Origin of the sequence: Sphingomonas sp. Root241 (genome assembly GCF_001428865.1) — a bacterium.
Lineage (GTDB): Bacteria > Pseudomonadota > Alphaproteobacteria > Sphingomonadales > Sphingomonadaceae > Sphingomonas.
The window spans coordinates 2,048,135-2,074,182 of record NZ_LMIV01000001.1; the positions used below are offsets into that span (position 1 = coordinate 2,048,135).

The window sequence follows — 26,048 nt, forward strand, 5'->3', positions numbered from 1 at the left end:
AAAGCGCTTTCGAGAGATCAGGTTCCTAGGCAGAGCAGCAATTGGCCGCCAACAGTCGGGCAGCTCCAGGACGAGAGCGGGTTCCAGTCGATCAGGCGACCCGGGGCAGCTTGGCGAGATGCTTGTCGAGCGTGATCGGGTAATCTCGCACACGCACCCCGGTGGCGTTGTAGATGGCATTCGCGACGGCCGCGCCCGGACCGCAGATCCCGAGCTCGCCGACGCCCTTGGCTTTCATCGGGGAGACGATCGGATCTAGCGTATCGAGGAAGATGCATTCCTGATGCGGGATATCGGCATGGACCGGCACTTCGTAACCGGCGAGGTCGTGATTGACGAAAAAGCCGAAACGCTTGTCGACGGCAAGCTCCTCCATCAACGTGGCCCCGGCGGACATGACCATCGCGCCGATCACCTGACTGCGGGCGGATAGCGGGTTCAGAATGCGGCCCGCGTCGCAGACCGCGAGCATACGGCGGATGCAGGTCTCGCCGGTATAGGTATCGACGCCCACCTCGCAGAAATGAGCCGCATAAGTGCCTACGTCATAGTCGCGCTTGAACGCGCCATAGGTCATCTCGCCGTCAGCCGAGATGACGCCGGCCTCGGTCAACACCAGCGTACGGTCACCTGCGCGGATCCGTCCATTTTCGAAGGTCGCACTATCGCCATCGAAGCCGAGCTTTTGCCCGATCGCCCGGCGCAGGTTGACACAGGCGGCATAGACGCCCGCGGTGGAGCTTGCGGCACCCCATTGTCCACCTGATCCGGAGGAAACGGGATGGCGGGAATCGCCGAGCACGACGGCCACATGGTCGAGTGGGACGCCCATCGTCTCAGCCGCGGTCTGCGCGATAATGGTGTAGGTGCCCGTGCCGATGTCGGTCATGTCGGTTTCGACGATGATGCGCCCGCCCGCTTCGAGCCGCACCCGCGCGGCCGATTTCCCTGTGGGGGCGCCGCGATACCCCGCCGCGACGCCCATGCCGACGAGCCAGCGCCCGTCGCGTACCTGGCCCGGCCTCGCCTGACGGCTGGACCAGCCGAAACGCTCCGCTCCCTCGCGGAGGCAGCGCACCAGATTGCGATCCGAGAAGCGCTGCGACGGGTTGGCCGGAACGGTTCGCGGCTCGTTGCGGATGCGCAGCTCGATCGGATCGATGCCGAGCTTTTCGGCAAGCTCGTCCATCGCGACTTCGAGCGCCAGGTGGCCCGGCGCCTCGCCTGGCGCACGCATCGCATTGCCTTCGGGCAAATCGAGCGTCGCGATATAGTTTGCGATCAGGCGATTGGCGCCGGCATAGAGCTTCGGCGTCTGCCGCGTGCCGTTCTCGCCGTCCTCGCCATTGAGGTTGCCCGACCAGTTCTCGTGCGCGATCGCAGTGATCCGCCCGTCGCGCTCGGCGCCGATCCGGATGCGCTGGATGGTGGCATGGCGATGCGTCGTGTTGTTTGCCATCAGCGGGCGCTGAAGCGCGACCTTGACAGGGCGCCCAGCGGCTTTCGACCCGAGCGCGGCCAGCACCGCGTCGGCCCGGATGAACAGCTTTCCGCCGAATCCGCCACCGACATAAGGCGAATCCACTCGGATCTTCTCCGGGTCGATGCCGAGAATTTTGCCCATGCTCTCCTTGGCCCAGTTGATCATCTGGTTGGAGGTCCACAAAGTCAGGCGATCGCCTTCCCAGGCAGCGATGGTGGCATGCGGCTCCATCATCGCATGGCTCTCGTCGGGCGTCGTGTAGCGGGCGTCGAGCTTGACCGACGCGGCCGCGAAGGCGGCATCGAAGTCGCCCATCGTCTCACGGTCGGGCTTACCACCTTGTCCTTCGGCAAGCGGGGCGCCCGGCGCGGCGTGGGCGAGATCGAAGGCGCCGTCGGCGCGCTCGTAGCGGGTGCGGATCAGGGCCGTCGCGGCGCGTGCCTGCTCGAACGTTTCGGCCACGACACAGGCGATCGCCTGATGATAATGCGCGATCTCGCTGCCGCCAAACAGGGGGGCGTTGTTCTGCATTCCCTTACCGACCGGCTTGGTCTCGGGCGCCGCGACCACCGCCAGCACGCCGGGGGCCGCGCGCGCCTCCGACGTGTCCATCGACACGATGCGGCCTTTCGCGATCGCGGACCCGAGGACATAGCCATAGGCTTGGTTGGGAACGACATCGTGGCGCTCATAGGCATAGGGCGCGGTGCCGGTCGTCTTGAGCGGTCCATCGATGCGAGGCGTCGATTTGCCCACCACTTTCGATCGATCAAACAGGTTGGTGCCGGCGGGTGCGTTGAATTCCATTGATCAGCTCCGGGCCTCGGCGATCACTCCGGCGAGCGTGCGCTCGGCCAGCATGATCTTGAACCGGTTATCTGCAGTCGGACGGGCATCGGCAAAGACGCGGGAAACGACAGTTCGCGCACCTTGTCGCATCGCCGCCTCTGCCGCCTCGATCCGCCACGGCTTGTGCGCCACGCCACCAAAGGCAACCCGACCCGTACCGTCGCGCTGGATGACCGCCGCGACCGAGACAAGCGCAAAGGCATAGGACGCGCGGTCGCGCACCTTATGGTAGACGTGGGTGCCGCCAAGCGGTTTGGGCAGCGTGACCGCAGTGACGAGCTCACCACGATCGAGACTGTTGTCGCGCTGCGGCTCGTCGCCCGGCAGACGGTGGAACTCGGCAATCGGGATTGCGCGCGTCGAACCGTCAGGCTTCACTGTCTCGACGGTCGCGTCGAGGACGCGCATGGCGACCGCCATGTCGCCCGGATAGGTGGCGATGCACTTGTCGCTCGACCCGATTACCGCCAGCTGGCGCGAATAGCCGCCGATCGCCGCGCAGCCCGAGCCGGGTGCGCGTTTGTTGCACGGATGGTTGGTGTCATAGAAATAGGGACAGCGGGTGCGCTGCAGGAGGTTGCCGGCGGTAGTCGCCTTATTCCTGAGCTGTCCGCTCGCGCCCGCAACGATCGCTCGCGTCAGCACGCCATAATCGAGACGGACGCGATCGTCGGCGGCGAGTGCGGTGTTGGTGACGAGAGCGCCGATCCTCAGCCCTCCCTCGCCGGTCCTCTCGATCCGATCGAGCTTCAGGTCCTGCACATCGACGAGGTGCGTCGGCGTTTCGATCTCGAGCTTCATCAGGTCGAGCAGGTTGGTGCCGCCCGCGAGGAACTTGGCGCCGGGACGGTTGGCGACCGCAGCGGCGGCTTCCGCCGGCGTCCTGGCGCGTTCGTAAGTGAAGGACTTCATGTCCGCCTCCCCGCCACTTCCGCCATGGCTTCGGCGATATTGGAATAGGCGCCGCAGCGGCAGATATTGCCGCTCATCCTCTCGCGCAGCTCGATATTGCTCATGGCGGGGCGAGCAGTGAGGTCCGCCTGCACATGGCTGGGGACGCCCGCCCGGATCTCGTCGAGCATTGCGACGGCCGAGCAGATCTGCCCCGGGGTGCAGTAACCGCATTGATAGCCGTCATGCTTTATGAAAGCGGCTTGCATCGGATGGAGCCTGTCGGGTGTGCCGAGACCTTCGATCGTCGTCACCTTGTCACCTGCATGCTGGACGGCAAGACTGAGACAGCTGTTGATCCGCTGACCATTGACGATCACCGTGCACGCGCCACACTGGCCGTGATCGCAGCCCTTCTTGGTGCCGGTCAGCTTTAGGTGCTCGCGTAGTGCATCGAGGAGAGTCGTGCGGGTGTCGACCTCAAGTTCGTGGCCGCGGCCGTTCACCTCGAAAGCAACCGGCATCATCGAAGGTTTGGGCTGCACAGGAGTGGTCTGCGCCGCCTCGGCGTCGAGTGGTGGCACCGTAGTCAACACCACCGTCGCGCCACCAGACATCAAAACGCCTCGTCTCGTGATATTCAGCTCTTGAGAAACCTCGGACAAATTCGACGCTCCTTTGGTTCGATCAAGACGGGCGCCCGGCGGATCTGCCAGCCGACCATGCCGCCGTGCCGATCGTAGGTCTGCAGTTCGGCGTTGAGAGCTTAGCGCAGCGAAGCTGCGGCAACTAGACGGCTGAAACGGGATGAAGCTATGAATGAACTTCATGAAACCGGATGTGGAAAACTACGTTGCCAGGTAGCCGGGATATCGGCCGACCACCTGGCTCAACCGGCAATGCTCGTGCCGAACATGCGGCCCGCACGATTCTCGTGCCGGCACTCCATAAACGGCCCTCTCGCCCAGCTTGCCTTCTGCTCGAGGGTGACGGCGAAAATCGGGAGCCGGGCCTTGTCGCCCCCTCCTTTCCATGGCCAAAGGCGCCCCGACGTGAGCCGAGACGCCTTCTTGGATGAGCCGGTTCGGTTGGCGAATTAACCGAAGAAGATGTCGCTGCTTTGCAGTTGAACGTTGTCCAGCCCGATCACGAAATCGGCGATCCTGTCGCCATTCACGTCGCCGGCAAGGAAGTAGTTCCCATGGTCGCGGTAGAACTGCAATTCACCGGCACTTCCACTGAACGCCCGGTTCCCGATCCAATGGAACGAGTCATCGGCTTCCGTCCGCGTGTCGGCGTCCAGACCGCTCAGGTCGATCTTGTCTTGGCCGCGGCGGAAGTCCGTGATGCTGTCCCGGCCGCCCAGTTCAGCGAACACGAATACGTCGTTGCCCGAGCCGCCAGCCATGACGTCGTCGCCGGCACCGCCGTACAAGCGGTCCGCACCATCGCCGCCATTGAGCACATCCGAGTCCGCTCCGCCGAACAGCTTGTCGTTGCCGTTCCCGCCATCAAGGACGTCGCGGCCGGCACCGCCATCGAGGACGTCGTCGCCCGCATCTCCGTACAGAAGGTCGGCGCCGGCGCCGCCGCTCAGAACGTTGGCGACATTGTTGCCGAACAGCTGGTCGTTATGGGCCGAACCGGTGATGTTCTCGAAATTCAGCAGGCGGTCGCCGGTGGCATAGCCGCCGAGGCCGTCCGGCAGGAAATCTTCGATCGCACCGCCCAGGCTTCCCCAGAACCCGACATTCCCCGTGCGGACGGTGTCGAGCCGAACGAGGACGCCGGCGTCGGAGGCTTCGTAGCTGACCGTATCGATACCCGCGCCGCCGTCGAGAACATTGCGGGCGTCGTTCGCGATGATGAGGTTGTCGAGCGCGTTGCCGGTTCCGTTCTGCGCCGAACCGACGAGTTCCAGCGTCTCGAGATTGGCTCCCAAGGTGAAGCTCACCGAGCTGACCACTCGGTCACGGCCTTCGCCTCCGAGTTCTTCGATGATCTCGCCTGTCTCGCCCACGACGTAGATGTCGTCGCCGATCCCGCCCTTCAGCGTATCGGCCGCTCCATCTGCCCCGCCATCGAGGCGATCGTTGCCGGAGCCGCCGAACAGGCTGTCGACGCCGGCTCCGCCAAGCAGCGTATCGTTGCCGCCATTGCCGATCAGGCTGTCGTTCCCGGCATAGCCCCTGAGGATGTTGTCGAGATCGTTGCCGGTGAGGCTGTTGGCGAAGTCGTTCCCGGTCCCGTTCGCGGCGGTGCCGGTGAGAACCAGGTTCTCGAGCTCCGCACCCAGCGTGTAGCTGATCGAGGATTCGACGGTATCGATGCCTTCGCCGATGAGCTCGGTCACCAGGTCGCCCGCATCATCGACGACATAGGTGTCGTCGCCCGTGCCGCCGGTCAGTCCATCCGCGCCAGCGCCGCCATCGAGACGGTCGTCACCCGCCCCACCGAACAGCAGGTTGGCGCCTGCGGCGCCGGTCAGAACATCGTTGAAGGCCGAACCGATCAGATTCTCGATTCCACTGAGTGTGTCGGAGCCCGCGCCAGTCGCCTGGGCGCCTGCGAGGCCGAGGTTCACCGTCACACCGACAGCCGCGTCGCTGTAGCTGGCCGTGTCGATGCCCGCGCCGCCGATCAGGACGTCGTCACCCTCACCACCGAACAGAGTGTCGTCGCCATTGCCGCCGTCCAGCGTGTCGTTCCCGGCCAAGCCGATCAGCACGTCGTTGCCGTCCGCGCCGCTGAGGACGTCGTTGCCGGTGGCACCGGTGATGGTCTCGTCGGATGCGAAGCCGGTGAGGACCAGATCGCCGATGAAGCCGTCGAAATTATAGGCAGTGAACCCACCGGTGTAGCCATTGGCAATCGTGAAGAGAGTCACGAAGCCGTTCACGGCGGCACCGGCGTCACGGTCGACCTGCAGCAGCAGGTCGGTCCCCGACTGCAGCAGGCGGAGATGGCCGCTGGCGAAGGGGTTGGAGTTGGCCGTGTAGCCGAGCAGCGAGCCGTTCAGGAACGTCGTCATCTCGAACCGGTCGCCCGCGTTGCCGACCTTGAAGTCGGTGACGACGTTGCCGTGGTCCGTCGTGCTGGCGACTGCGCCGGTGCCGGCGAGCTGGATCGTGTCCTGGCCCGTGCCCAGCGTGAGGGTGTGTTTCGACTCCGTCGCCGCGCCGAGGAGGCTGACGCTGAGGATGTCGTTGCCCGACCCGGCATCGACGACCGCGGATTTTACTGCCGTCAGGACGATCCGGTCGTTGCCGGCGCCGCCATCCACCACGACAGTGTCGAGGTAGCGATTGCCGGTCGTGCCTAGCGCCGCATAGGTGTTGCCGATCAGGCCGTCCGGGTTCGTCGCGAGGGCCGCGGACAGCGTTCCGGAGCGCACTTCCAGCAAATCGTCCCCGTCGCCGCCGTCGATGTTGACGTTGGTGGCAACCGTCCCCGCAGCGCGGGTGACCAGGATGCTATCGTTGCCGCCATAGCCGAACAGCGAGTCCGTCTGGCCGGCCGCCCCGGCCACGGCATTGTCGACGAGCAGGTTGAAGACGTCGTTGCCCCGCAGGGTGTCGCCGAAGCCCGACCCGGTGAGGTATTCGATGCCGCTCAGCGTGTCGATGCCCTCGCCGCCCGTGTCCTGGGCTCCGGCGATCCGGAGGTCGACGTTCACACCCGCGGTCGCATTGACATAGGTGGCCGTGTCCAGCCCCTCGCCGCCGATCAGCGTGTCGTTGCCGAGCCCGCCGGACAGGGTGTCGTTGCCGAACCAGCCGTCGAGGACGTCGTCGCCGGCGTTGCCGACCAGGGTGTCGAGCGTACCGCCGCCTCTGACGATGTCCGCGCCCGAGCCGCCGCGGAAGATCACCCGCTCGATGCTGGTGAAGGAGCCTGCCGCAATGCCGCCCATGGTGATGGCGCTGTTGCCGGCCACATTGGCCAGGTCGAACGCGATCCCGCCGGTCTGGTCGGTGTAATAGGCATAGGCGATGTCGGAGCCTTCTCCGCCGTCGAAGGTGTCCTGGCCGCCGTCGTTGGTATAGACCGTGCTCAGGCCCGCAGCCGTGCCGTTGCCGATTCCGCCCACCAGGGTGTCGTCGCCGTCGCCGCCGCGCAGGATGTCGTTACCCATGCCGCCGACGAGCTGGTCGTTGCCTGCGCCGCCTTCGATCACATCGGCACCGTCAGCCGTGGTCGCCCCGGTGTTGAAGGTATTCACATAATCGCCGAAAATCACGTCGTTGCCGCCGCCGCCGATCAGGGTATCGCCCAAGCCGCTGCCGATCAGGAAATCGGCAACCGCGCCGCCGACAAGGCGGTTGGCCGTGGTGCTTCCGCCGGTGAGGGTGTTGGCGAAGGCAGCAGCGCCGATCAGGTTTTCCACGTTGGTGATCGTGTCGGAGCCGGTGGAGGTCCCGGTGTTCTGAGCCGCGACGGTGTTCAGGTTCACCGTCACCACCGAGGTCGCGGCGGAATAGTCCACCGTGTCCGAGCCGCCCGCGCCGTTATAGACGTCGGCGCCGCCGGCTTCGAAGAAGACGTTGTCACCGGCATCGCCGGTGACATTGTCCGCGCCCGCGGTCGTGCGGACATTCTCGAATCCGATGATCGTCTTGTTGCCCGCGCCCGTATTCTGGGCGGTCAGCGTGGCGAGGTTGACGGCTATCCCGACGGCGCCGCTGCTCGCGAACGAGATCGTGTCCACTCCGTCGCCGCCGTTCAGGATGTCGTCGCCGAGCCCGCCGTCGATCACATTGCCGTTCGCATCGCCGACGAGGAAGTCGGCGCCCGAGCCGCCGCGCAGGTTCTCGATGCTGCGCAGGGTGGCGACCATGCTGCCACCGACCATCGCGATGCCGTCGGTCCCGCCGGTCAGCACCGCCGTCACTGCCGTGACGGAGTCGGCGAACGAGGCGGTGTCGCTGCCCGCGCCGCCGTCGAGCAGGTCGACGGTGCCGATCGCGTTCGCGCCCGGGTTCAGCGTGTCGTCGCCCGCGCCACCCGAGAGGGTGTTGGCGTTGGCGTCACCCGTCAGGCTGTCGTTGAACGCCGAGCCCTCGAGCTTCTCGAAGCCGCTGAGCGTGTCCGAGCCCGCGCCGGTGCTCTGCGCCGATCCTTGCGCCGCGAGGCTGACCGTCACGCCAGCCGAAGCGCCCGCATAGGAGACGGTGTCGATCCCCGCGCCGCCGGTCAGGACGTCGTTGCCGAGGCCGCCCTCGATGACGTTGTCGTTGCCGTCGCCGGTGAGGGTATCGTTCAGCGCCGAGCCGATCAGGTTCTCGATGCCGGTCAGCGTGTCCAAACCGGCCGCGACGGTGTTCTGGGCCACACCCTGCACGTTGAGGTCGACCGTGACGCCCGTCGTGGAGCCGCCGCTGAACGCGTTCACGAACGAGGCGGTGTCGTTGCCGTTGCCGCCGTTCAGGACGTCGTTTGCGATCGTGCCCTGGAGGAAGTCGTTGCCCTCGCCGCCGTCGAGCACCGCGCTGCTGGTGTTGTTGGCGGTGACGGTGGTCGTCACGGCCGCCGCACCCTGCAGCGAGATGTTCAACTGATAGGTCATCCCCGCCGTGAGCGGCTGGGCAACGCTGCTGCCCGTCCACTGGCCTACGCGAATGTAATAGGTGCCCGGCGCAGCGAAGGTGTAGACCAGATAGGCGTCGTCATGTCCGGCCGGTGACGCGTCACCAGTCCCGGTGTCGTTCGACGCCAGCACTACGCCGCTGCTGTTGACCAGTTCGAGGATGCTGTCGGTCAGCGTGCCGTTGCCGTCGATGTCGAAGATGGCTTGCGCGCCCGCCTGGGTCACCACGACCTTGTAATATTCCACCACACCGCCGGCCGCGGTCGCGTTGATCGTCGCGTGCGGAAGGCTGGCCGCGTTCGTGATGTCCGGATTGGCATCGACGTCAAAGGCGCCTGTCGTGTCCACGGCCGTGGCGATCGATCCGTTGTTGGTGGACTGCGCCTTGGTGATGTCCGCCTGCGACGGCGCCGAATAGGTCGTGGTGGTCGTGAAGCCGCCGCCGATCAGACGGTCGTCGCCGCCGAGTCCCGTAAGGACGTCGGCGCCGCCGGCGCCGACGAGGATGTTCGCCTGGCTGTTGCCGGTGATGGTGTCGTTGCCGCTGGTGCCGCCGATGTTCTCGATGCTGCGCAGCGTGTCGGTTTCACCATCATGCGTGACGATGACATCGGTGTTCGTGTCGTTCAGGGTAACGGTGATGCCCGTGGGGTTGGTGAAGATCACCGTGTCGCTGCCGGCACCGCCGTCGAGAAGATTATTGGCGATATTGCCGACGAAGATGTCGTTTCCGTCCCCGCCCCTGGCGTTCTCGATCAGCGAGCGGGCGTCGTTATTGTAGAGCAGCGACATGGCGAAGTTGCCGGGCGCCAGATTGGTCAGGTTCTGATAGGCCAGATTGTTGGCCAGTTGGGCCTGATCGACAGTGGAGAACTCACCCGGGCGCAGGTCGATGGTGACACCATTGGCGTAGTTGCCGGCATCGATCGTGTCGTTGCCGCCGCCGTCCCAAATTGTGAGATAGATCTTGTTGCCGGACGGCGCGCCCTGACCGACGCCGTTGATGAACATCTCCCCAGTCGTCTGGCTGAAAGTATAGACGCTGTCGCCCGCGTTGGTGTTGTAGTTGGCACCGTACATGTACTGCAGCGCGGCCAGGTCGTACTGCATGTAGGTCTGGGGCTGGTTGACCTTCTCGCCGGCGAAGTTGCTGTTGGTGAAGGGTGCGGGCGTATAGGTCATCAGCGACCAAGACTGCCCGTCACGGTCGGGAGTCAGGGACTGAGTGCCAAAGCGCGGGGTGGTCCCGAAATAGAAGGACAGATCGGAGTTGGTATAGTCCTGGTGCCCGTGCTTCAGCCCCATGGTGTGGCCGATCTCGTGCATCATCGTGGCGAAGCCCCACGTGCCTTCAGTGGCCATGTCGTAATAAGGCTGGTTGTTGCGGCCGAACCAGATGTCGCCCGCCACACCGCGCGTGTCGGACGGGAACCCGCCATAAGCGGACGCAACGTCGGAGTCGCCGGTCTGTGAGATCCGGATGTTGGCGTGGACCGTGTCCGTTTCGGTGATTTCGGTAAACGTCAGCCCGGTCGCCGCGGAGATCTGCGCGAAGGCCGCGCGCGCCGCCGCCTGCTGCATCGAGCCCAGCTCGAGCTGGTACTGGCTCACGCCGTTGGTGTCGTAGCCGGAGCCATTATAGTTCGAGCCCGACTCCGGGAAGCTGAAGGTCAGGTTCTGCGTGCCCCATTTGGAGCCGATCAGGACGGCATCGACGTTCCGGTTGCCGGTGATCGACTTGCTGCCGTCCGGATTGGTGACCAGCGGCAGCAGCACGCCGAGATTGTTGCCTTCGGGATTGGCGTCGGTGACGCCGCCACCGCCGGAAGCCCCGTCGTCGTCGTCCTTCGTGGCGGCCTGGCACGCTGCACAGCCGCATCCCTCCACCACCTTGTCGTGAACGATTTCGCTCAGCGGATCCCAGGAGACGGAAGGCTGGTCACCGGACGTGCTGTTGCCGAATTCGGAAGTGCTCATTCGTGGTCCCCTGTGTGGCCCGATCGCATCGTCCGTACCGCGAGTTCGATTGTGCGCCCTGCTCGCGGAACGGAGCCAAGTGACGCTATGCTTTACGAAAAAATAAATCTGTCAAGCGCTGCCGATCTGCGCGGAGGCCGTCCATGCCGATTCAGGTCGATATGCGTCGAGGGGTGACAAATCAGGAATCCGGGTGGGAGCAGGATCGAATCACCGACGGTTTTGAGGATAATGTCCAGGTGTGACTTGGGGTCGCGGTTGGCGTATCGGGAAGCGTGTTCAAGTTCGTGGAGGAGCGCGATGATCCGCATCTTGCCATCAATCGCGGCGGCGATCGCCGCATGCACGCCTTCTCCTCAGGAAACCGCCATGCACAGCCAGACCCAGAACCGAGGCGCCACCCCGAAAAACTCGAGCACGGCAGGGTCCGAGGCTTCGGGAGGCGCCCTGAACCCGACCAAGCGAGGCGCCGGCGATCAGGAGCGAGCTGCCTTGGGCCCCGTCCCCGAGCCGGTGTCTGCAGCAGAGAACCCTGTACCAGCCGTGCCGGCCGATTCGCCCGCTGAGACCCAGGGCCGCCGCACCCTGTCGACTGCCTTCGTCATGGTGGGCCCCGACGGGCGCCTGACGGTGGAGCTGCGCAACGGGCGCTTGCTGGTCCTTCGCAATGTGGTCATGCGCCGCAAGACCTATTGCGGCGTGCACGTGCTCGGCGGCGAGGCCGGCGCCCGATATTGCGGCGGATACTCCGAGGTCGCCGCCGCCAAGCCCGGCGGCTCGCCGGCTCCCGCGGAGCCGGATCTGGCGGCCCCCAATCCCATCGAACCTCAGCGCAACCCTGCCAAGTGAATGCCAGCAAGCAGATCGAAAGGGGATGGTCCGGCCGACCTGAACGAGCATCCGCTTTTGGATCAAGATAGCGCTACCAGAGCCGGGCGGAGCGACTTATGAGCACTGCCCACAGCGGAGCGATTTGGCGCCTGCCTGGCCCCGGGGATGAATATGATCGACTTCAGTCGCGTTGCTAAATCCTGTCTGGCTGTCGCAGCGATTGCCGTCGCGCTCGTGCCCCACATGGCGATCGCTCAGCGCGAACGAATTCGCATCAGCGAGGACTGGCGGTTCATCAAGGGCGACCCGGCGGGTCTGACGGCCGACCTGCGTTATGACGTTCGGCCGAGCGTCGAAAAAAGCGCGGACGGCCGCGTTGCGGATGCGCCGCCCGAGGCAGCGGCCGCGATTGCCACCGCAGACGCGCAGGTGCTCAAGCCCTGGATCCTGCCGACGGGCAACGGCTTCATCGCCGACCCCGCTCGACGTCACATCCGGCCTGCAGGAGACCCCGGCGGCGACGTTTCCTTTGTGCAACAAGGCTTCGACGACAGCAAATGGCAGCGCCTGACGCTTCCGCACGACTGGGCCATCGCGGGACCGTTTCTGGAAACCGGCCCTTATGGAGGGATGGGCAGACTGCCGAGCTGGGGCATCGGATGGTACCGGAAGGCGCTGGCGATCCCGGCCTCGGATCGCGGGCGATCGATCTTCCTCGATGTCGACGGCGCCATGTCTTACGCGACGGTCTGGCTCAACGGACGGCTCGTCGGCGGCTGGCCCTATGGCTATAACGGCTGGCGGCTCGATCTCACGCCCTATGTGTCGTTCGGCGGGCCCAACCAGCTGGCGATCCGGCTCGACAATCCTCCGGAATCCGCCCGCTGGTATCCCGGCGGCGGGCTCTATCGGGACGTCTGGCTGGTCAAGACCGACCGGGTCCACGTCGCGCATTGGGGCGGCATCGTCACCACGCCGCAAGTGTCGAAGGCCAGTGCCACCGTCGCGCATCGGCTGACCGTCGCCAACGATGGCGCCGCCGCCCTGCCCGTCTCGGCGACGACCGAAGTCTACCTCGCCGGTGCGGACGGTCGGCGCACCGGCCGACCGGTCACGCGCTTCGCCCTTGGCAGCGCGACCATCGCCGCGGGCGGCACGGTGGTGCTGAACGGCGACGGCAGCATCGCCGATCCGCACCTGTGGGGGCCGCCGCCGACGCAACGGCCGAACCTGTATGTCGCGGTCTCGACGGTCCGCGCCAGGGGTCGCGTGGTCGACACCTACGAAATACCGTTCGGCATCCGGACGATCGTGATGAACGGCCGCGAAGGACTGGTCGTCAATGGCGAGAAGGTGAAGATACAGGGCGTCAACAATCACCACGATTTGGGCGCGCTTGGCGCTGCATTCAACGTCCGCGCGGCGGAGCGCCAGCTCGAGATCCTGCGCGAGATGGGCGTCAATGCGCTGCGCATGAGCCACAATCCCCCCGCCCCCGAGCTGCTCGATCTGGCCGATCGGATGGGTTTCGTCGTCATCGACGAAGTGTTCGACTCCTGGGAGCGCAAGAAGACGCCGCTTGATTTCCACCTGATCTTCAAGGATTGGGGCGAACAGGACCTCCGCGCCATGCTGCGCCGCGATCGCAACCATCCTTCGATCCTTATGTGGAGCATCGGCAACGAGGTGGGCGAACAATATACCGGCGAGGAAGGCGCCAAGGTGGCCCGTCGGCTGGTGGCGATCGTTCGCGAGGAAGATCCCACGCGCCAGACCACGACATCGATGAATTATGCCCGGCCCGAGATGCCGCTGCCGACGACGATCGACGCCATCGGGATCAATTATCAAGGCGCGGGCGTCCGCTCCCTGCCGCCGCAATACCGGCCTTTTGCCGAGAAGTTCCCGGACAAGATCCTGTTCGAATCGGAGAGCGCTTCGACGCTGAGCAGCCGCGGCGAATATCTCTTCCCGGTATCGGGGAGCATCAGCGGCCCGGTCCGACCCGGTTCCGGCGGCGATCCGATACGCCAGCAAGTGAGCGCCTATGAGATCCACGCCGCCGATTTCGGATCGTCGCCCGACCGCGAGTTCGCGGCGATGGACCAGAACCCGACCGTCGCCGGCGAGTTCGTGTGGACGGGCTTCGATTACCTCGGCGAACCGACGCCTTATTACGGCGCGCGCAGTTCCTATTCCGGCATCGTCGACCTTGCCGGTTTCCCCAAGGACCGCTTCTGGCTCTACCAGTCGCGATGGCGGCCCGACCTCAAATTCGCACACATCCTGCCGCACTGGAGCTGGCCCGGCCGCGAGGGACAAGTGACTCCGGTCCATGTCTTCACGTCGGCAGACGAGGCAGAGCTGTTCATCAACGGCAAGTCGCAGGGCAAGCAGAAGCGCGCGCCTTTCACCTATCGCTTCCGCTGGGACTATGTCGTCTACGAACCGGGCGAAGTGAAGGTCGTGACCTGGAAAGAAGGACAGCCTTGGGCAACGCAGACCGTCACTACGACCGGCGCGGCGGCCGCGCTCTCGGTCAGCGCCGATCGGACCCGGATCGCGGGTGACGGCCGCGATCTCGCATTTGTGACGGTGCGTGTTCAGGATGCCAAGGGCCGCACGGCGCCAACCGCGTCGAACGCCATCCGCTTCATCGTGTCCGGTCCGGGAGAATTGGTCGCCACCGACAATGGCGATCCGACCAGCTTCATTCCGTTCCCGTCAGCGACAAGGCCCGCCTTCAACGGACTGGCGCTGGCGATCGTCCGCGCCCGGCCGGGTGCGAAGGGAACGATAACGGTCCGGGCGGAGGCCGACGGGCTGGCCGCCGGCATGGCCACGCTGACGGCCCGCTAGCCCCCGCGCCTTGCCGAGCGGCCAAGCTCAACGACCTTAACTCAGACAAGATTGACATGGCACGCCGTGAATCTTATGCCTGACGTTAGCGCTACCACAACTTGAGCCGTCACCTGCAAAGCAGGGACCATTGGGGAGGATGAGAATGGTTTCTCGTATTCAACTAGTTCGCCGTGCGCTTCTGGGTGCTGCGGCGGTATCCGGCCTCGCTTTGCCGACTGCCGCAGCGGCGCAGACTGCAGTCCCCCCGACGGCGAGCAGCAGCCCAAACGAGCCTGCAAGCCAGGCGCAGGGTGCCGGCCAGACGGCTCCGACTCAAACCGACTCCACCGATCAGGCTTCCGCCGATCCGTCCGCGACGGGCAACGACGATATCGTGGTGTCCGGCTATCGCGCCTCGCTCGAGAGCCAGACCAATGCCAAGCGCAATTCGATCGGCTTCACGGACACGATCTTCGCCGAGGATATCGGCAAGTTTCCGGACACCAATATCGCGGAATCGGTGAACCGTATCCCCGGCGTCACGATCAGTCGCGAAGTTACCGGTGAAGGCACCAATGTCGCGATCCGCGGCTTGGGGACGAACTTCACCCGGGTGCTGCTTAACGGCGCGCCGGTGGCGGTCGCTTCGGTGCGCTTCGACGCGCAGAGCACCAACCGTGAAGTGGACCTCGACCTCCTTCCCACCGAATTGTTCACCCAGCTCACCGTCAGCAAATCACCCGTTGCCAGCCAGGTTGAAGGCGGCGCCGCCGGAACCGTGAACCTGCGATCGGCAAGGCCGTTCGACAAGGCGGAGACCTATGTGAGCTATTCGCTCCAGGGGCAGAAGGTCAGCTCGGCGGACAAATGGGGCTATCGCGGTCACCTGCTGGCGAGCACCACTTTCGGCAATTTCGGTATTCTGGCGGGCGTCTCCGTTTCGAAGTCCGAATTTCGGATCGACGGCTATGAGACGATCGGCTGGACGAATCCCAATCTGTCTGCCGCCCAGCGCACCAGCGGCGCGTTGAATTCCACCGGCGGTGGCAATTTCAGCATCCCGGCAACGGTTCCCGCGAACGCCGGCAACGGCCTCACCACCGGCGCCGTGATCAACCAGGCATTTCTGCTCGCCAATAATCCCGGCGCGACGATCGATCAGATCGACAACGGCCTGATCCCCCGCCTCAGCCGTCCGCGCACCGAGGTGGGATCCCGCGAGCGCCAAAGCTATCTCGCGTCGCTCGAGTGGCGGCCCAGCGACTCGCTGCATTTCTATGTCGACGGCATGTACGGCAAGCGCGATACCGAATTCACGCGCACCGCGCTGAACTGGGTTGGCCGCAACGGCGCGGCGATCCCGCTCAACACGACTTATGACCGCACCGATTGCACCACCGGCTGCGTGGTCACGAGCGGGACCTATGCGAACGCGCAGTTCTTCCTCGAATACCGCCCGTACAAGGACACCCAGGACTATTGGGGCGTCAATCCCGGGCTGGACTTCATCGTCAACGACTGGATCAAGGGCGACATCCAGGCGAACTATACCAAGAGCAATTTCCGCCGCGAAAGCCCGACCGTTCTGGTGATCACGCCGCCGAGCAGCGGCGTCACGGCAACCTATGTCAACGATGGGATCAGGCCCGTCGTCACCGCCAATGTCGATCTCAACAATCCCGCGAATTTCGGCTGGGCAGGCGGCGGCCGCGTCAATCTGAACGGCGAGGAACGCGAGACCGAGACCAAGGGGGTGCGCGGCAGCCTGTTGTTCGGGGATGCTGCGCGATTCAGCGTCCGTGTCGGCGCGGCATATGACGACACGCGCCGCCGGATCACGCCGTTCGACAACACCGCCGTATGGCAGAACGCGATCTGCGGTAACGGCCCGAACATCAATCTGCCGGCGCCCAACACGAGCACCACGCCCTGTACCGGCCTCAACCAGCCGGGCGCCGCGACGCCCACCGGCTTCCCCACCTTCCCCGGCTACGGCACCAATTTCACAGCGGGCGGCCCGCCGATCAGCTATGCCGGCTCTCTCATCCCCACGGCCGCGGTGCCAAGCTATCTGATGCCTGGAAGCAACGGCTTCATCACCGTCGACTGGAACAAGTTCAAGGCGGCTACCAACTATGATGCCTTGCTCGCCGACGCCGACGAGACCGGCAGCGGCAGCAGCGGCGCCAATGGCGGCCTGATCCACGAGAAGGTGACAGGTACCTTCGCCGAGGCGAACGGCGTCGTCGATATCGGCCCGAACACGCTGCGGCTCAATGCCGGTGTCCGCTACGTCCGGACCGAGCAGATCATCGGCGGCCGGGTCAGCGTCCCTGACGGGCGCAACTCCACCATCGCGGATGGCGGTCGTTACCCCAATACGGTCACCTTCCCGACGACGACGACGCTCTATTCGAAGTTCCTGCCTTCGGCGAGCGTCGCACTCGACTTCGGGGGCAAGGCGGTAGTGCGTGGATCGGTCTCGCGGACGATGACTCGCCCGGATCCGAACGCGATGCTTCCCGGGGCGAGCTTCGTGCAGCCGTCGGCCGACACGGGCACGGTCGGCAATCCGGATCTCGATCCGTACATCTCGACCAACATCGATCTCGGCTTCGAATATTATACCGGCGGCGAGGGCGTGATCGCCTTTGCCGCGTTCCGCAAGTCGATCACGGGCTTCACGGTGAATGGCCTGCGCACCGTCCCGTTCTCGTTCTTCAACCAATATGGGATCACGGTCGACTCGCTCACCCAGGCGCAGAGGGATGCGCTGGCCACCCGCGCCAATGGCGGCCCGCTGAACAACGTACCGGTGGTCGTCCAGCAGCAGGTCAACTCGGACGGCAAGCTCAAGGTCAACGGCCTCGAGTTCCAGATCACCCAGCCGCTCGATTTCCTCACCAGCTGGGCGGGCGTTCGCGGCTTCGGCTTTCAGGGCAATCTGACGCTGATCGACCAGAAGGGCGAAGGCGCCGGCGCGCCCGCGGTGGCGATCGGCGTGGCGCCGACGACCTATACCCTGACCGGCTATTATGAGGACAACGGGCTCTCGGCGCGGCTCACCTACACTTACAATGAAGGGTCGCAAGGATCGGGCACGAACCAGAATGGCATTCCGGCCGCCGCGATCTTCGGACGGGACTATACCCAGCTCGATTTCTCCGGGAGCGTCGATCTCGGCAAGATCTTCGGCCAGAAATACCTGCCGACTTTGGTCTTGAACGTCATCAACATCACCAAGGAATCGCAGAGCAGCTATTTCCAGTTCGAGAACGCGACGTACAACGAATATAATCCCGGCCGGACCGTCCTGGTGGGCATTCGTGGCCGGTTCTAGATCCATCTCCCCGAGGATCGGGTGAGTCCTCTCGCCTGATCTATCCCCCTGGAGCCGCCGAAAGGCGGCTCGTTTTTTGGGCGCGGCGCGTTTCGCCAAGTATGTTCGTCGGCCGAGACGGGCGCATCTCGGCCGATCGGACATGAGACCATTCGCGCGACTGGCGCCCTTCGGGAACACCGCAAAGGGAACGGCCGCCGCATTTCAAATCGTCTCGACGCGCATCTAGAACTTTCCTTGAACCGTCAGGGTGAACAGCGGGCCGACCATCTGGTGCTGGCGTTCGTAGAAGCTCACCGGCGCGCTGTTGCGCCGGCCGGAATAGACGGTGCGGTAATTGCGCACCTGGCCGTCGTTGAGATTGAAGACCTGGAAGTTCACCTTGAGACCCTTCACGTCCTTCAGCTCGATGAACGCGCTGGTATAGGGCCCCTCCCAGCTCTGGTTGATCTCGTCGAGATAGTAAGCGAGCCCGTAATGCTGGAACGAGAGCCCAGCCCCCCAGGCGATCTGCGTGCCTGGAATGTCGTGGCGGAGCGTCAGCTCCGCCCAGCGATCGCGGGTGTTGCTGATCACCCGTTGGGTGCTGGTAAGCGGATCGCGCACGCGGCTCCGCTCGAAACCCACATCGGCGTCGAGCTTGGCCCCTTTCCAGCCGATCGGATCGAACTGGATCGTGCTGATGCTCTGGATGCCGAACCGGGTGGCGCGCGGCAGATTGCCGACCGCGTCGCCATCCACCCCCATGGGAATATGGTCGACGATGTCCTCCACCCAGTGATTGTATATCTTGAGCCTGGTCTTGCCCCAGCGCCCGAAATTGCGACCGATCTCGCCCGTCAGCTCCCAGCTTTGCGGCGGCACGAGATTGGGATTGGCGTCGTTTTCGCGATCGTTGGTGATGTCCTGGTTGGCGAGGAAATCGTAGAAGCTGATCTGGCCCACCTTGCGCTCGAACTTGAGGCTCGCGTCCCAGCCCATGGCGGGGCGCCAGGCGAGCGAGGCGCTCCCCTTGGGGCGGAAGAAATGACGCGCCGGATCGGCGCTGCCCAGCTCGGCGAGCTCCGAATATTCCGCCCCGCCGGCGAGTTGCAGGTCCAGCCTGGGCGATAGCGGGCGGCTCAGCGCCGCAATGCCTTCGTACCGGGTCTCGACCACGGTTCCGCTACCCTGCGGGAAGGGAATGTCGGCATAGCTGCCATCCGGCTGCAGGCTGGCCAGGCTGCTCCTCTGCACGAGCCGGTTGTCGGCGCGCTCGAACGAGAGGGTCCAATCGTTGCGCCCTCCTTTCCAGCGATATTCGAGCCGACCGATCGTCTCACCGATCTTCGAATCCTGCCCATAGCGTGTGCCGGTCGAGGGCGCGCCGCTGTCATAGTCGGTGCGCTGGTCATAGGTCGCCGGCGCATGCTCGAAGTGGCGCAGGCCGATCGCCTTCAGCCGGCCGCCGCCCAGAGGCACCGAAACGTCGCCGCTGATATCGTACTGGAAGCCGAAGGTGCGGCGGCGATTGTTCCAGTCATTGTGGTTTCCGTCGACGCGCACGCGCCGCTGGAAATTGTCGCCGCGGTTCCAATAGGGGTAGTAAGCAAGGTTGAGATTGGCCTGAAGGGGACCGTTTCCGCCATATTTGAGGATCGTGGAGACCCGCGCCTGATCGAAGCTGTTCCAATAGACCTGGTCCCGCTGCTCGATCGGCGTGCCGTCGGGCGACAGGATGCGATAGTCGTTGCCGCCCATCGCGCCGCGGCCGGGATTATTCTCCAGCGACACGGTATAACCCAGCGCGCCGCTCGTCCCGCTGTAGCTGATCGATCCGGCGAGCCAGCGCGGTTTGGCGAAATGCGGCCGCAGCTGCGGGCTCCAGCTGAAATTGCCGCCAGCCTTGCGGTCAGCTTTGAGGATCACGTCGGCGACCTGTCCGGTGAGCCCCGCGATGCCGAGCGAGGCCGCTTCCTTGATCTCGATGCGCTCCACATCGGCCGCGGGGACCTTCTGCAGCTGCGCGGCCGCCCCGCCCGCCTTGTCGGTGGCGCGCTGGCCGTTGATCAGCACATTCTCCGAGGCCTCCCCCAGCCCGCGCGCGTCGTCGGCGCCGCGGATGGTGAAGCCCGGCACCTGAGCCAGCATGTCGTAGGCCGTCTGCGGGGCGAAGCGCGCGAAGTCGGCTGGCGTGAACACCTTGGCGCCGGTTGCCGGCGCCGCGGCGGAGGGTTCGGCTGGCGTATCGTGCTGAGCCCAAGCGGATAGCGGCGCGAGCAGCACCGCCGACACCGCCAGCCATTCGCCCACAAGACGCGATGGCCCGACCAAACGAAGGTTCTGGAAGTCCCGGCTCATTTTCTGGCCCGCAGATCCTGGGGGCTGACACCCGCGATCCGCAGCTGGATCAGCTCGCCCGCATCGAGGTTTCTCGTTCCGCCGCTCGCGAAAGCGCGGACATAGTCGGGCGTGACATCGAAGATGCGCAGCTGGATGAGCTTCTCGGGAGACAGGTCGCGCAGACCCACTGCGCGCATCGACCGCACATAATCGGGCGTAACGCCGTGGATCCGCATGGCGAGCAAGTTATCGGGGCTGATCCGCGCGTATCCGAGCTTGGCATATTCCCCGATCTCTTCGGGCGTCACGCCGTGGATCTTGAACGCCACCAGCGTCTCGATCTTGCCGCCCCTGTAGCCTGCGCTCGCGAAACTGCGCACCAGCTCCGGGGTGATCTGGAAGATGCCGAGCTGGACCAGCTCGTCGAGCGTCGGCGTCGCCCAGCCCTCGGCCTGCAGTGTGTCGAGCACTTCGAGCGACACGCCGCTCATGGTGAGCGCGAAGCTCTGGTCACGGTCGGGCCGGCCGATGCCGCGCGCGGCGAGCCGGTCCGCAAAGGCCGTGCTCGGCGTCAATGTGCAGTCGCCGTCGGCACGCCGGTCATGGCCCAGCCCTTCGCAGGCAAGCGTGCCGGCTGGCCGCATGAGCCGGAACTGGACGCGACCGCCACGATCGAACGCGTCGCGCGTCAGCCCCTCGAAATCGGACAAGGGTACGGACTGGGACCAATTGTTGCGGTGCTTGGGGCCGGCATTGTGCTCGACGCGCAGTTCCACATCGGACGGCCCCTCCAGATGGGCTTCGAAAGCGAGGCGATCCTTGGTGTCGAGCGGCGTGGCGGATGCGCAGCAGGTGAGCAGCATCGCCGCCGAAGCGAGCGTGGAACGAAGCATGAGCATTCTCCTGGATGACGGGCAAAGGGGTGCCGTTCGCCCGCGACGGGGCGTTTCGGCGGTACGGTTTCGGTAGGTAGAAGGTGGCGCGAACGCGGTGCCCGTTACGGGCCGTCGCTATCCTTGTCGGGATCGAAGCCAAGCGCCTTCAGCTCGGTCAGCTTGCCGGGCGAAGTGACGCCGATCCCGCGCGCCCGGAGCTTGCGCACATATCGGGGGGTGACGCCCAGGGCGAGCATGCCCTGATAGTCGTCTAGCGAGCCGCGGATGCCGAGCCTGCGCATCTCGCCGACATAGCCGGGATCGAGCCGCAGGGCGCGCGCGTCCACTATTTGCTTGAAGCTCCCCCCCAATCCGGCGGCGCGCATGTCGCGGACATATTCGGGCGTGACGTCCAGCGATCGCGCCTCCACCAGCTGGTCGATCGTCAGACCCGGAAAACCTGCCTCCGCCATCGCGCGCTTATATTCCGGCGTGACCCCGACGGCGCGCATCTCGATGAGCTGATCGACGTCGACCTGCTGTGATCCGCGGACCGACGGGCTGGCCTGTGCCACCACGACGGGAAGGGCAAGCTGGACCGCTTGCGCGGATACCTGCGACGCGGAACCCGCTTCGACCAGGGCCTGATCCGTGGCGGAAACCGAAGGCGAAGCATCGGTGTCCTGTGCTCGAGCCACCACGCCGCGCGGCAACGGGGACGCCGATGATGCCGGCGATGCCGGCGCGGCACCTGCCACGCGTGCCGGGTCCGCGGCGACCGATGCGGCCTGGCTCGGCGCGAGCGTCAACGCGGCAAGCGGCGCGGCCATGGTGAGCATTCCCGCGGCGAAGCCGGCCACCCAGGATCTGCCCGAGGGCTGGCGCGCGGGATTCATGTCGAGCACCCGCGTGATGCGCCGATGCAGCGAGTTCTTCCCCGGCGCCACGCCATGTGCGCCGAGCAGTACGCCGCGGCACTCGTGGCGGGCCACGCCGATCAGCAGTTCGGCATAATCGGGCCCGTTGATATCGGCGGCGAGCACGGCATCGTCCGCCGCTTCCTCGCGCAGCTGATGGGCTTCGCGTGCCAGAACCCAGGCGAGCGGATTGAACCAGAATGCGGCGGTGGCGACACGGGCGAGCATCAGCTTCGCCCAATCGAGCTGAACGACATGCGCCAGCTCGTGCGCGATGATCGCCTCGGCCTGTTCGGGCGCGCGTGCGGCCGCGTCGCTGAGCAGGATCGTCGGGCGCATCAGTCCCCAGCTGATCGGCGAGGCGAGTTCCTCGCTCCTGAGCAGCGCCGTGCCGCTCTTGAAGCCCATGCGCCGCTGGGCCCGGGCGAGCGCCGCCAGCCACTCGGGCTCGACCAGCACTTCGGCGCGCGCGCGCAGGCCGACGAGACGGAACAGCGCGGCCAGGGTGAGAAGCAGCAATGCCGCGGTCGGCAGCAGATAGGCATGCCGCGCCAGTGCGTTCACGGCGCCGGCGAACGGCGAAGGCTGATCGGATACGGCCTGAACCTGCGGTTCGGCGGCCGGCAACGGAAGCGCCGCCCTGGTCGCCTGCGCGACGCCCTCTGTCGATGGCGTCTCCGTAACGGGAGGCGTGCCGATCCCCAGCACGCCCGCGATCGATTCCGGAACCGGCAACGACAGCGAAGGCAGGGCCAGGCTCGCAAGCGGCAGCGCAACCAGCGCGAACAGCCCAAGATGCGCGATCGTCGAACGCTCCGCGGCCGAGCGGCGGCGGGTCAGGCGGAGCAGCAGCAACGTCGCGGCGGCGACGAGGAGCGACTTGAGTGCGAGGAGCAATATCGCCATCGTTATTCTCCGCTGGCCCGGGCCTTTCGCGCACGCGCGATCATGGCCTCGAGTTCGTCGAGCTCGTGCGCATCGGGTTGCTGCGCCATTCCCAGCAGCGCGCTGGCCGCGCTGACCGGCGATCCGTTGAAGAAGGTCCGCACCACCTGGCTGAGCGCAGTCCGCCGCGCCTGGCTGTCGGGCAAGGTCGGCGAGAAGAGAAACCCTCGGTCGCTTTCCTCCCGGCGCACGAAGCCCTTGTCCTCGAGTCGCTTGAGCATCGCCCGCACCGCCGATCCCGTGAGCCGGTCGGGCAGCGCGTCGCAGATATCCGAAACGGTGCGCGCGCCCCCCTCATAGAGCAGATCGACGATCTGACGTTCGCGCGGCGGCAATTGCGAAAGCATGGCATACCTCTTGGACTACATTTGTAGCGTGCTACATTTGTAGCGCGAACGCAAGCGGTATCTTTTCGGCATTTCTCCGCGGTCGCCACGTCCGGGCCGGCATCGGATCTTATGCGTCGTCGCCATGGCGGGATCGAGCGGGATTCACATGGACGGAGCCGATCGCGATCGACGCCAGAAATATTTGAATCTTTTGAGGAAAATACGCCTCAGGATGAGAAGGCGTCCGGAGGACTTGGTAGCGGAGGAGGGACTTGAACCCCCGACCCCAGGATTATGATTCCCGTGCTCTAACCAACTGAGCTACTCCGCCGAGCGGCGCTCCAAGTCCCTAAGGAGCGCGCCACATAAGTCCCGCTTTTCGTCCGGTCAAGCGAACATGTGCCGCGAATGCGGCTCCCATGGCCCGCCGCGATACCACCAGCTCGCCAGCCCCGCGATCTCGACCTCGCGCGGCCGGAAATCGCGCGACAATGCCCCCAGGACGACCTTGGCGAGCGAGGGCCGCACCTTGTTCTGCACCGTCACGTGCGGCCGCCAGCGGCCCGCATCCTGCGGCATCAGCATTCCCGCGAACGCCTGCGCCAGCCGCTCGCGGATCGCCGTGAGTTCCGGCACCTCGATCCGATAGGCCACGCCGCCGCCCAGCGACATCAGCCCCGTGACCTTCGCACGCGGCGCGCGGATCCCCCGCGTCTCCGCGCCGAGCCGCTGCTTGAGCTCCTCCCCCACGCTCGGCGGCAGATGGTGGAACAGCGTCAGATGCGCGGGCAGCACGTTGCGCTCGGGGGGATAATGCTCGCGCCGGAGCACATCGAACCACGCCTGGTCCTGCCGCCCGAACAGGGCCGTGACGATCAGGGGTGCGTTGGCGCTCAGATCTCGACCTGGCTCCCCAGCTCGACCACGCGGTTGGTCGGCAGGCGGAAGAATTCCATTGCGCTTTCGGCGTTGCGCAGCATCCACGCGAACAATTTCTCGCGCCAGATCATCATCCCCGGCCGCGACGACGGCAGCAGGGTCTGCCGCGCGAGGAAGAAGCTGGTGTCCATCATCTTGAACTCGGCCCCGCACGCGCTGACCTGCTTCAGGGCCGCGGGCACATCGGCCTCCTGCATGAAGCCGTAGAACAGGATCATCCGGTGGAAGCCCTTACCGAGATCGTCGATCTTCATGCGCTTCTCGTCGGGCACGTACGGCACGTCCGCGATCTTCACGGTGAGCAGGATCACGCGCTCGTGCAGCACCTTGTTGTGCTTGAGATTGTGGAGCAGCGCATGCGGCACCCCGTCGGGGGTCGAGGTCATGAACACCGCGGTCCCCGGCACGCGGGTGGCGGCGATCGCGGCCGATTCGATGAAGATCTTGATCGGCATCGCACTCTCGCGCAGGCGCTCGATCATCAGCTTGCGGCCCTTGGCCCAGGTGGTGAGCAAGGTGAAGACGATGAAGCCCACCAGCAGCGGGAACCAGCCACCGTCGGGAACCTTGGTCAGGTTCGCCGCGAAATAAGCGAGATCGACGGCGAAGAACAAGGCGAGCAGGGGAATCGCATAGCGCTTCTTCCACTGCCACAATGCGAACAGCACCACCGCGAGCAGGCAATTGTCGATCAGCATCGCGCCGGTGACCGCGATACCATAGGCCGCAGTCAGGTTCGACGAGGTCTGGAACGACAGCACCAGCAGGATCACCATGGCCATCAGCGCCCAGTTGATCGTCGGGATGTAGATCTGCCCCGCGGTCGAGGCGCTGGTGTGCTCGATGCGGAGCCGCGGCACGAAGCCGAGCTGGATCGCCTGCTGGGTCACCGAAAAGGCGCCCGAGATCACTGCCTGCGATGCGATGATCGCCGCCATCGTCGCCAGCACCACCAACGGCAGCTGGAGCCCTTCTGGGGCGAGCATGTAGAAGGGGCTGGTCAGTGCCGGAGCCCCGTCGCGCATCAGCAACGCGCCCTGCCCCATATAATTGAGGATCAGCGCCGGCAGCACGAACCAGAGCCACGAGACGCGGATCGGCTTGCGCCCGAAATGCCCCATGTCTGCATAGAGCGCCTCTGCGCCGGTCACCGCCAGCACGACCGAACCCAGCGCCAGGAAGGCCCGCACCGGATCGATCATGAAGAATTGGACCGCATGGGTCGGCGACAGCGCCCAGAGGATTTCCGGCGTCTGGACGAAGCTCAATATTCCCAGGGTCGCGATGACCAGGAAATAGAGCATCATGATCGGACCGAAGAACGCTCCCACCCGCGCCGTGCCGGTACGCTGGATCGAGAACAGCATCACCAGGATCACCACGGCGATCGGGATCACGAGGTTGGCGAAGCCGGGTGCCGCGATGGCGATGCCCTCCACCGCCGACAGCACCGAAACCGCCGGCGTGATCATCGAATCGCCATAAAAGAGCGCCGTGGCGAACACGCCGAGCAGCACGATTCCCTGCGTCCAGCGCTTCTGGTTGGCGCTGCGCGATATCAATGCGAGCAGCGCCAGGCTTCCGCCCTCGCCCTTGTTGTCGGCGCGCATGATGATCGTGACGTATTTGAGCGTCACCACCGCCATCATCGACCAGAACATCAGGCTGATCACGCCCATGATGTGGACGGTGTCGAGATCGAGCTTGTGGTGCCCGGCGAAGGTCTCGCGAAAGGCGTATAGCGGGCTGGTGCCGATATCGCCGAAGACGATGCCGATCGCGCCGAGCGCGAGCTTCCATGTCGCATCCGCGGCATGGGCATGCGCGCCGTGCGGTTCGTCTGGAGCCGGGAGCGTTTCCGCCTGCCCGCTTGCGTTGATATTCACTGTCGCGGTGTTCGCGCGAAAAGGGAAACGGACCTG

At 65.3% G+C, this 26,048-nt stretch carries 13 protein-coding genes and 1 tRNA gene; 3 read left to right on the plus strand and 11 right to left on the minus strand.

All coding sequences use genetic code 11. From position 1 onward, the window contains the following. Positions 1 to 91: 91 nt before the first annotated feature. The 4 genes from paoC to ASE13_RS19795 all read right to left on the minus strand — a co-directional run bounded on the left by paoC (position 92) and on the right by ASE13_RS19795 (position 10,787). Positions 92 to 2,290: an aldehyde oxidoreductase molybdenum-binding subunit PaoC gene (gene paoC / locus ASE13_RS09450; protein WP_056613856.1), complete on the minus strand. Its 2,199-nt coding sequence runs from the start codon at positions 2,288 to 2,290 to the stop codon at positions 92 to 94. A 3-nt stretch (positions 2,291 to 2,293) separates the two neighbouring features. Then, entirely contained in the window at positions 2,294 to 3,244 is a 951-nt protein-coding gene (locus ASE13_RS09455; protein ID WP_056613858.1) for an FAD binding domain-containing protein, read from the minus strand. Continuing rightward, the gene (paoA, locus tag ASE13_RS09460; RefSeq protein WP_268801290.1) at positions 3,241 to 3,888 is read right to left on the minus strand and encodes an aldehyde dehydrogenase iron-sulfur subunit PaoA; all 648 of its coding nucleotides are present in this window, start codon (positions 3,886 to 3,888) and stop codon (positions 3,241 to 3,243) included. Before paoA ends, ASE13_RS09455 begins: the two co-directional genes overlap by 4 nt. A 431-nt stretch (positions 3,889 to 4,319) precedes the next feature. Further along, positions 4,320 to 10,787, minus strand: coding sequence for a M10 family metallopeptidase C-terminal domain-containing protein (locus ASE13_RS19795; RefSeq protein WP_056613862.1), 6,468 nt, complete (start codon positions 10,785 to 10,787; stop codon positions 4,320 to 4,322). Positions 10,788 to 11,087: 300 nt separating this feature from the next. On the opposite strand from ASE13_RS19795, the gene ASE13_RS19800 reads away from it, so the two are divergent. The 3 genes from ASE13_RS19800 (at position 11,088) to ASE13_RS09480 (ending at position 17,799) form a co-directional block, all read left to right on the plus strand. Next, a complete protein-coding gene (locus ASE13_RS19800) occupies positions 11,088 to 11,636 on the plus strand; it encodes a hypothetical protein (protein WP_156404800.1) in 549 nt (182 codons plus the stop codon). Positions 11,637 to 11,861: 225 nt separating this feature from the next. Next, positions 11,862 to 14,477 (plus strand): beta-galactosidase GalB, encoded by a 2,616-nt coding sequence (gene galB / locus ASE13_RS09475; protein WP_056613867.1) that lies wholly within the window; start codon positions 11,862 to 11,864, stop codon positions 14,475 to 14,477. 145 nt (positions 14,478 to 14,622) lie between these two features. After that, on the plus strand, positions 14,623 to 17,799 hold the full coding sequence (locus ASE13_RS09480; RefSeq protein ID WP_235536903.1) for a TonB-dependent receptor: 3,177 nt from the start codon (positions 14,623 to 14,625) through the stop codon (positions 17,797 to 17,799). A gap of 225 nt (positions 17,800 to 18,024) precedes the next feature. Here the strand turns inward: ASE13_RS09480 and ASE13_RS09485 are convergent, their stop codons facing one another. From ASE13_RS09485 to ASE13_RS09515, 7 genes are all read right to left on the minus strand, one after another. Continuing rightward, positions 18,025 to 20,091: a TonB-dependent receptor plug domain-containing protein gene (locus tag ASE13_RS09485; protein WP_056613873.1), complete on the minus strand. Its 2,067-nt coding sequence runs from the start codon at positions 20,089 to 20,091 to the stop codon at positions 18,025 to 18,027. A gap of 44 nt (positions 20,092 to 20,135) precedes the next feature. After that, a complete protein-coding gene (locus tag ASE13_RS09490; protein WP_156404802.1) occupies positions 20,136 to 21,014 on the minus strand; it encodes a hypothetical protein in 879 nt (292 codons plus the stop codon). Positions 21,015 to 21,118: 104 nt separating this feature from the next. Further along, positions 21,119 to 22,819 carry a M56 family metallopeptidase gene (locus ASE13_RS09495; protein WP_056613879.1) on the minus strand — a complete coding sequence of 567 codons (1,701 nt, stop codon included), beginning with the start codon at positions 22,817 to 22,819 and terminating at the stop codon, positions 21,119 to 21,121. A gap of 2 nt (positions 22,820 to 22,821) precedes the next feature. Further along, a complete protein-coding gene (locus tag ASE13_RS09500; RefSeq protein WP_056613882.1) occupies positions 22,822 to 23,205 on the minus strand; it encodes a BlaI/MecI/CopY family transcriptional regulator in 384 nt (127 codons plus the stop codon). Positions 23,206 to 23,441: 236 nt separating this feature from the next. Then, a tRNA-Met gene (locus tag ASE13_RS09505) sits at positions 23,442 to 23,518 on the minus strand. Positions 23,519 to 23,574: 56 nt separating this feature from the next. Beyond that, a complete protein-coding gene (locus ASE13_RS09510; RefSeq protein ID WP_056615052.1) occupies positions 23,575 to 24,084 on the minus strand; it encodes a 2'-5' RNA ligase family protein in 510 nt (169 codons plus the stop codon). Beyond that, on the minus strand, positions 24,081 to 26,006 hold the full coding sequence (locus ASE13_RS09515) for a potassium transporter Kup (RefSeq protein WP_056615053.1): 1,926 nt from the start codon (positions 26,004 to 26,006) through the stop codon (positions 24,081 to 24,083). The genes ASE13_RS09510 and ASE13_RS09515 overlap by 4 nt, the downstream gene beginning before the upstream one ends. Positions 26,007 to 26,048: the final 42 nt, after the last annotated feature.

What these genes read in the sequence shown, in the direction of transcription:
- ASE13_RS19800 (WP_156404800.1), top strand. Translation starts at nt 11,088, where the DNA reads ATGATCCGCATCTTGCCATCAATCGCGGCGGCGATCGCCGCATGCACG.
- ASE13_RS09500 (WP_056613882.1), bottom strand. Translation starts at nt 23,205, where the DNA reads ATGCTTTCGCAATTGCCGCCGCGCGAACGTCAGATCGTCGATCTGCTC.
- ASE13_RS19795 (WP_056613862.1), bottom strand. Translation starts at nt 10,787, where the DNA reads ATGAGCACTTCCGAATTCGGCAACAGCACGTCCGGTGACCAGCCTTCC.
- ASE13_RS09455 (WP_056613858.1), bottom strand. Translation starts at nt 3,244, where the DNA reads ATGAAGTCCTTCACTTACGAACGCGCCAGGACGCCGGCGGAAGCCGCC.
- galB (WP_056613867.1), top strand. Translation starts at nt 11,862, where the DNA reads ATGGCGATCGCTCAGCGCGAACGAATTCGCATCAGCGAGGACTGGCGG.
- ASE13_RS09480 (WP_235536903.1), top strand. Translation starts at nt 14,623, where the DNA reads ATGGTTTCTCGTATTCAACTAGTTCGCCGTGCGCTTCTGGGTGCTGCG.
- ASE13_RS09495 (WP_056613879.1), bottom strand. Translation starts at nt 22,819, where the DNA reads ATGGCGATATTGCTCCTCGCACTCAAGTCGCTCCTCGTCGCCGCCGCG.
- ASE13_RS09490 (WP_156404802.1), bottom strand. Translation starts at nt 21,014, where the DNA reads ATGCTTCGTTCCACGCTCGCTTCGGCGGCGATGCTGCTCACCTGCTGC.
- paoC (WP_056613856.1), bottom strand. Translation starts at nt 2,290, where the DNA reads ATGGAATTCAACGCACCCGCCGGCACCAACCTGTTTGATCGATCGAAA.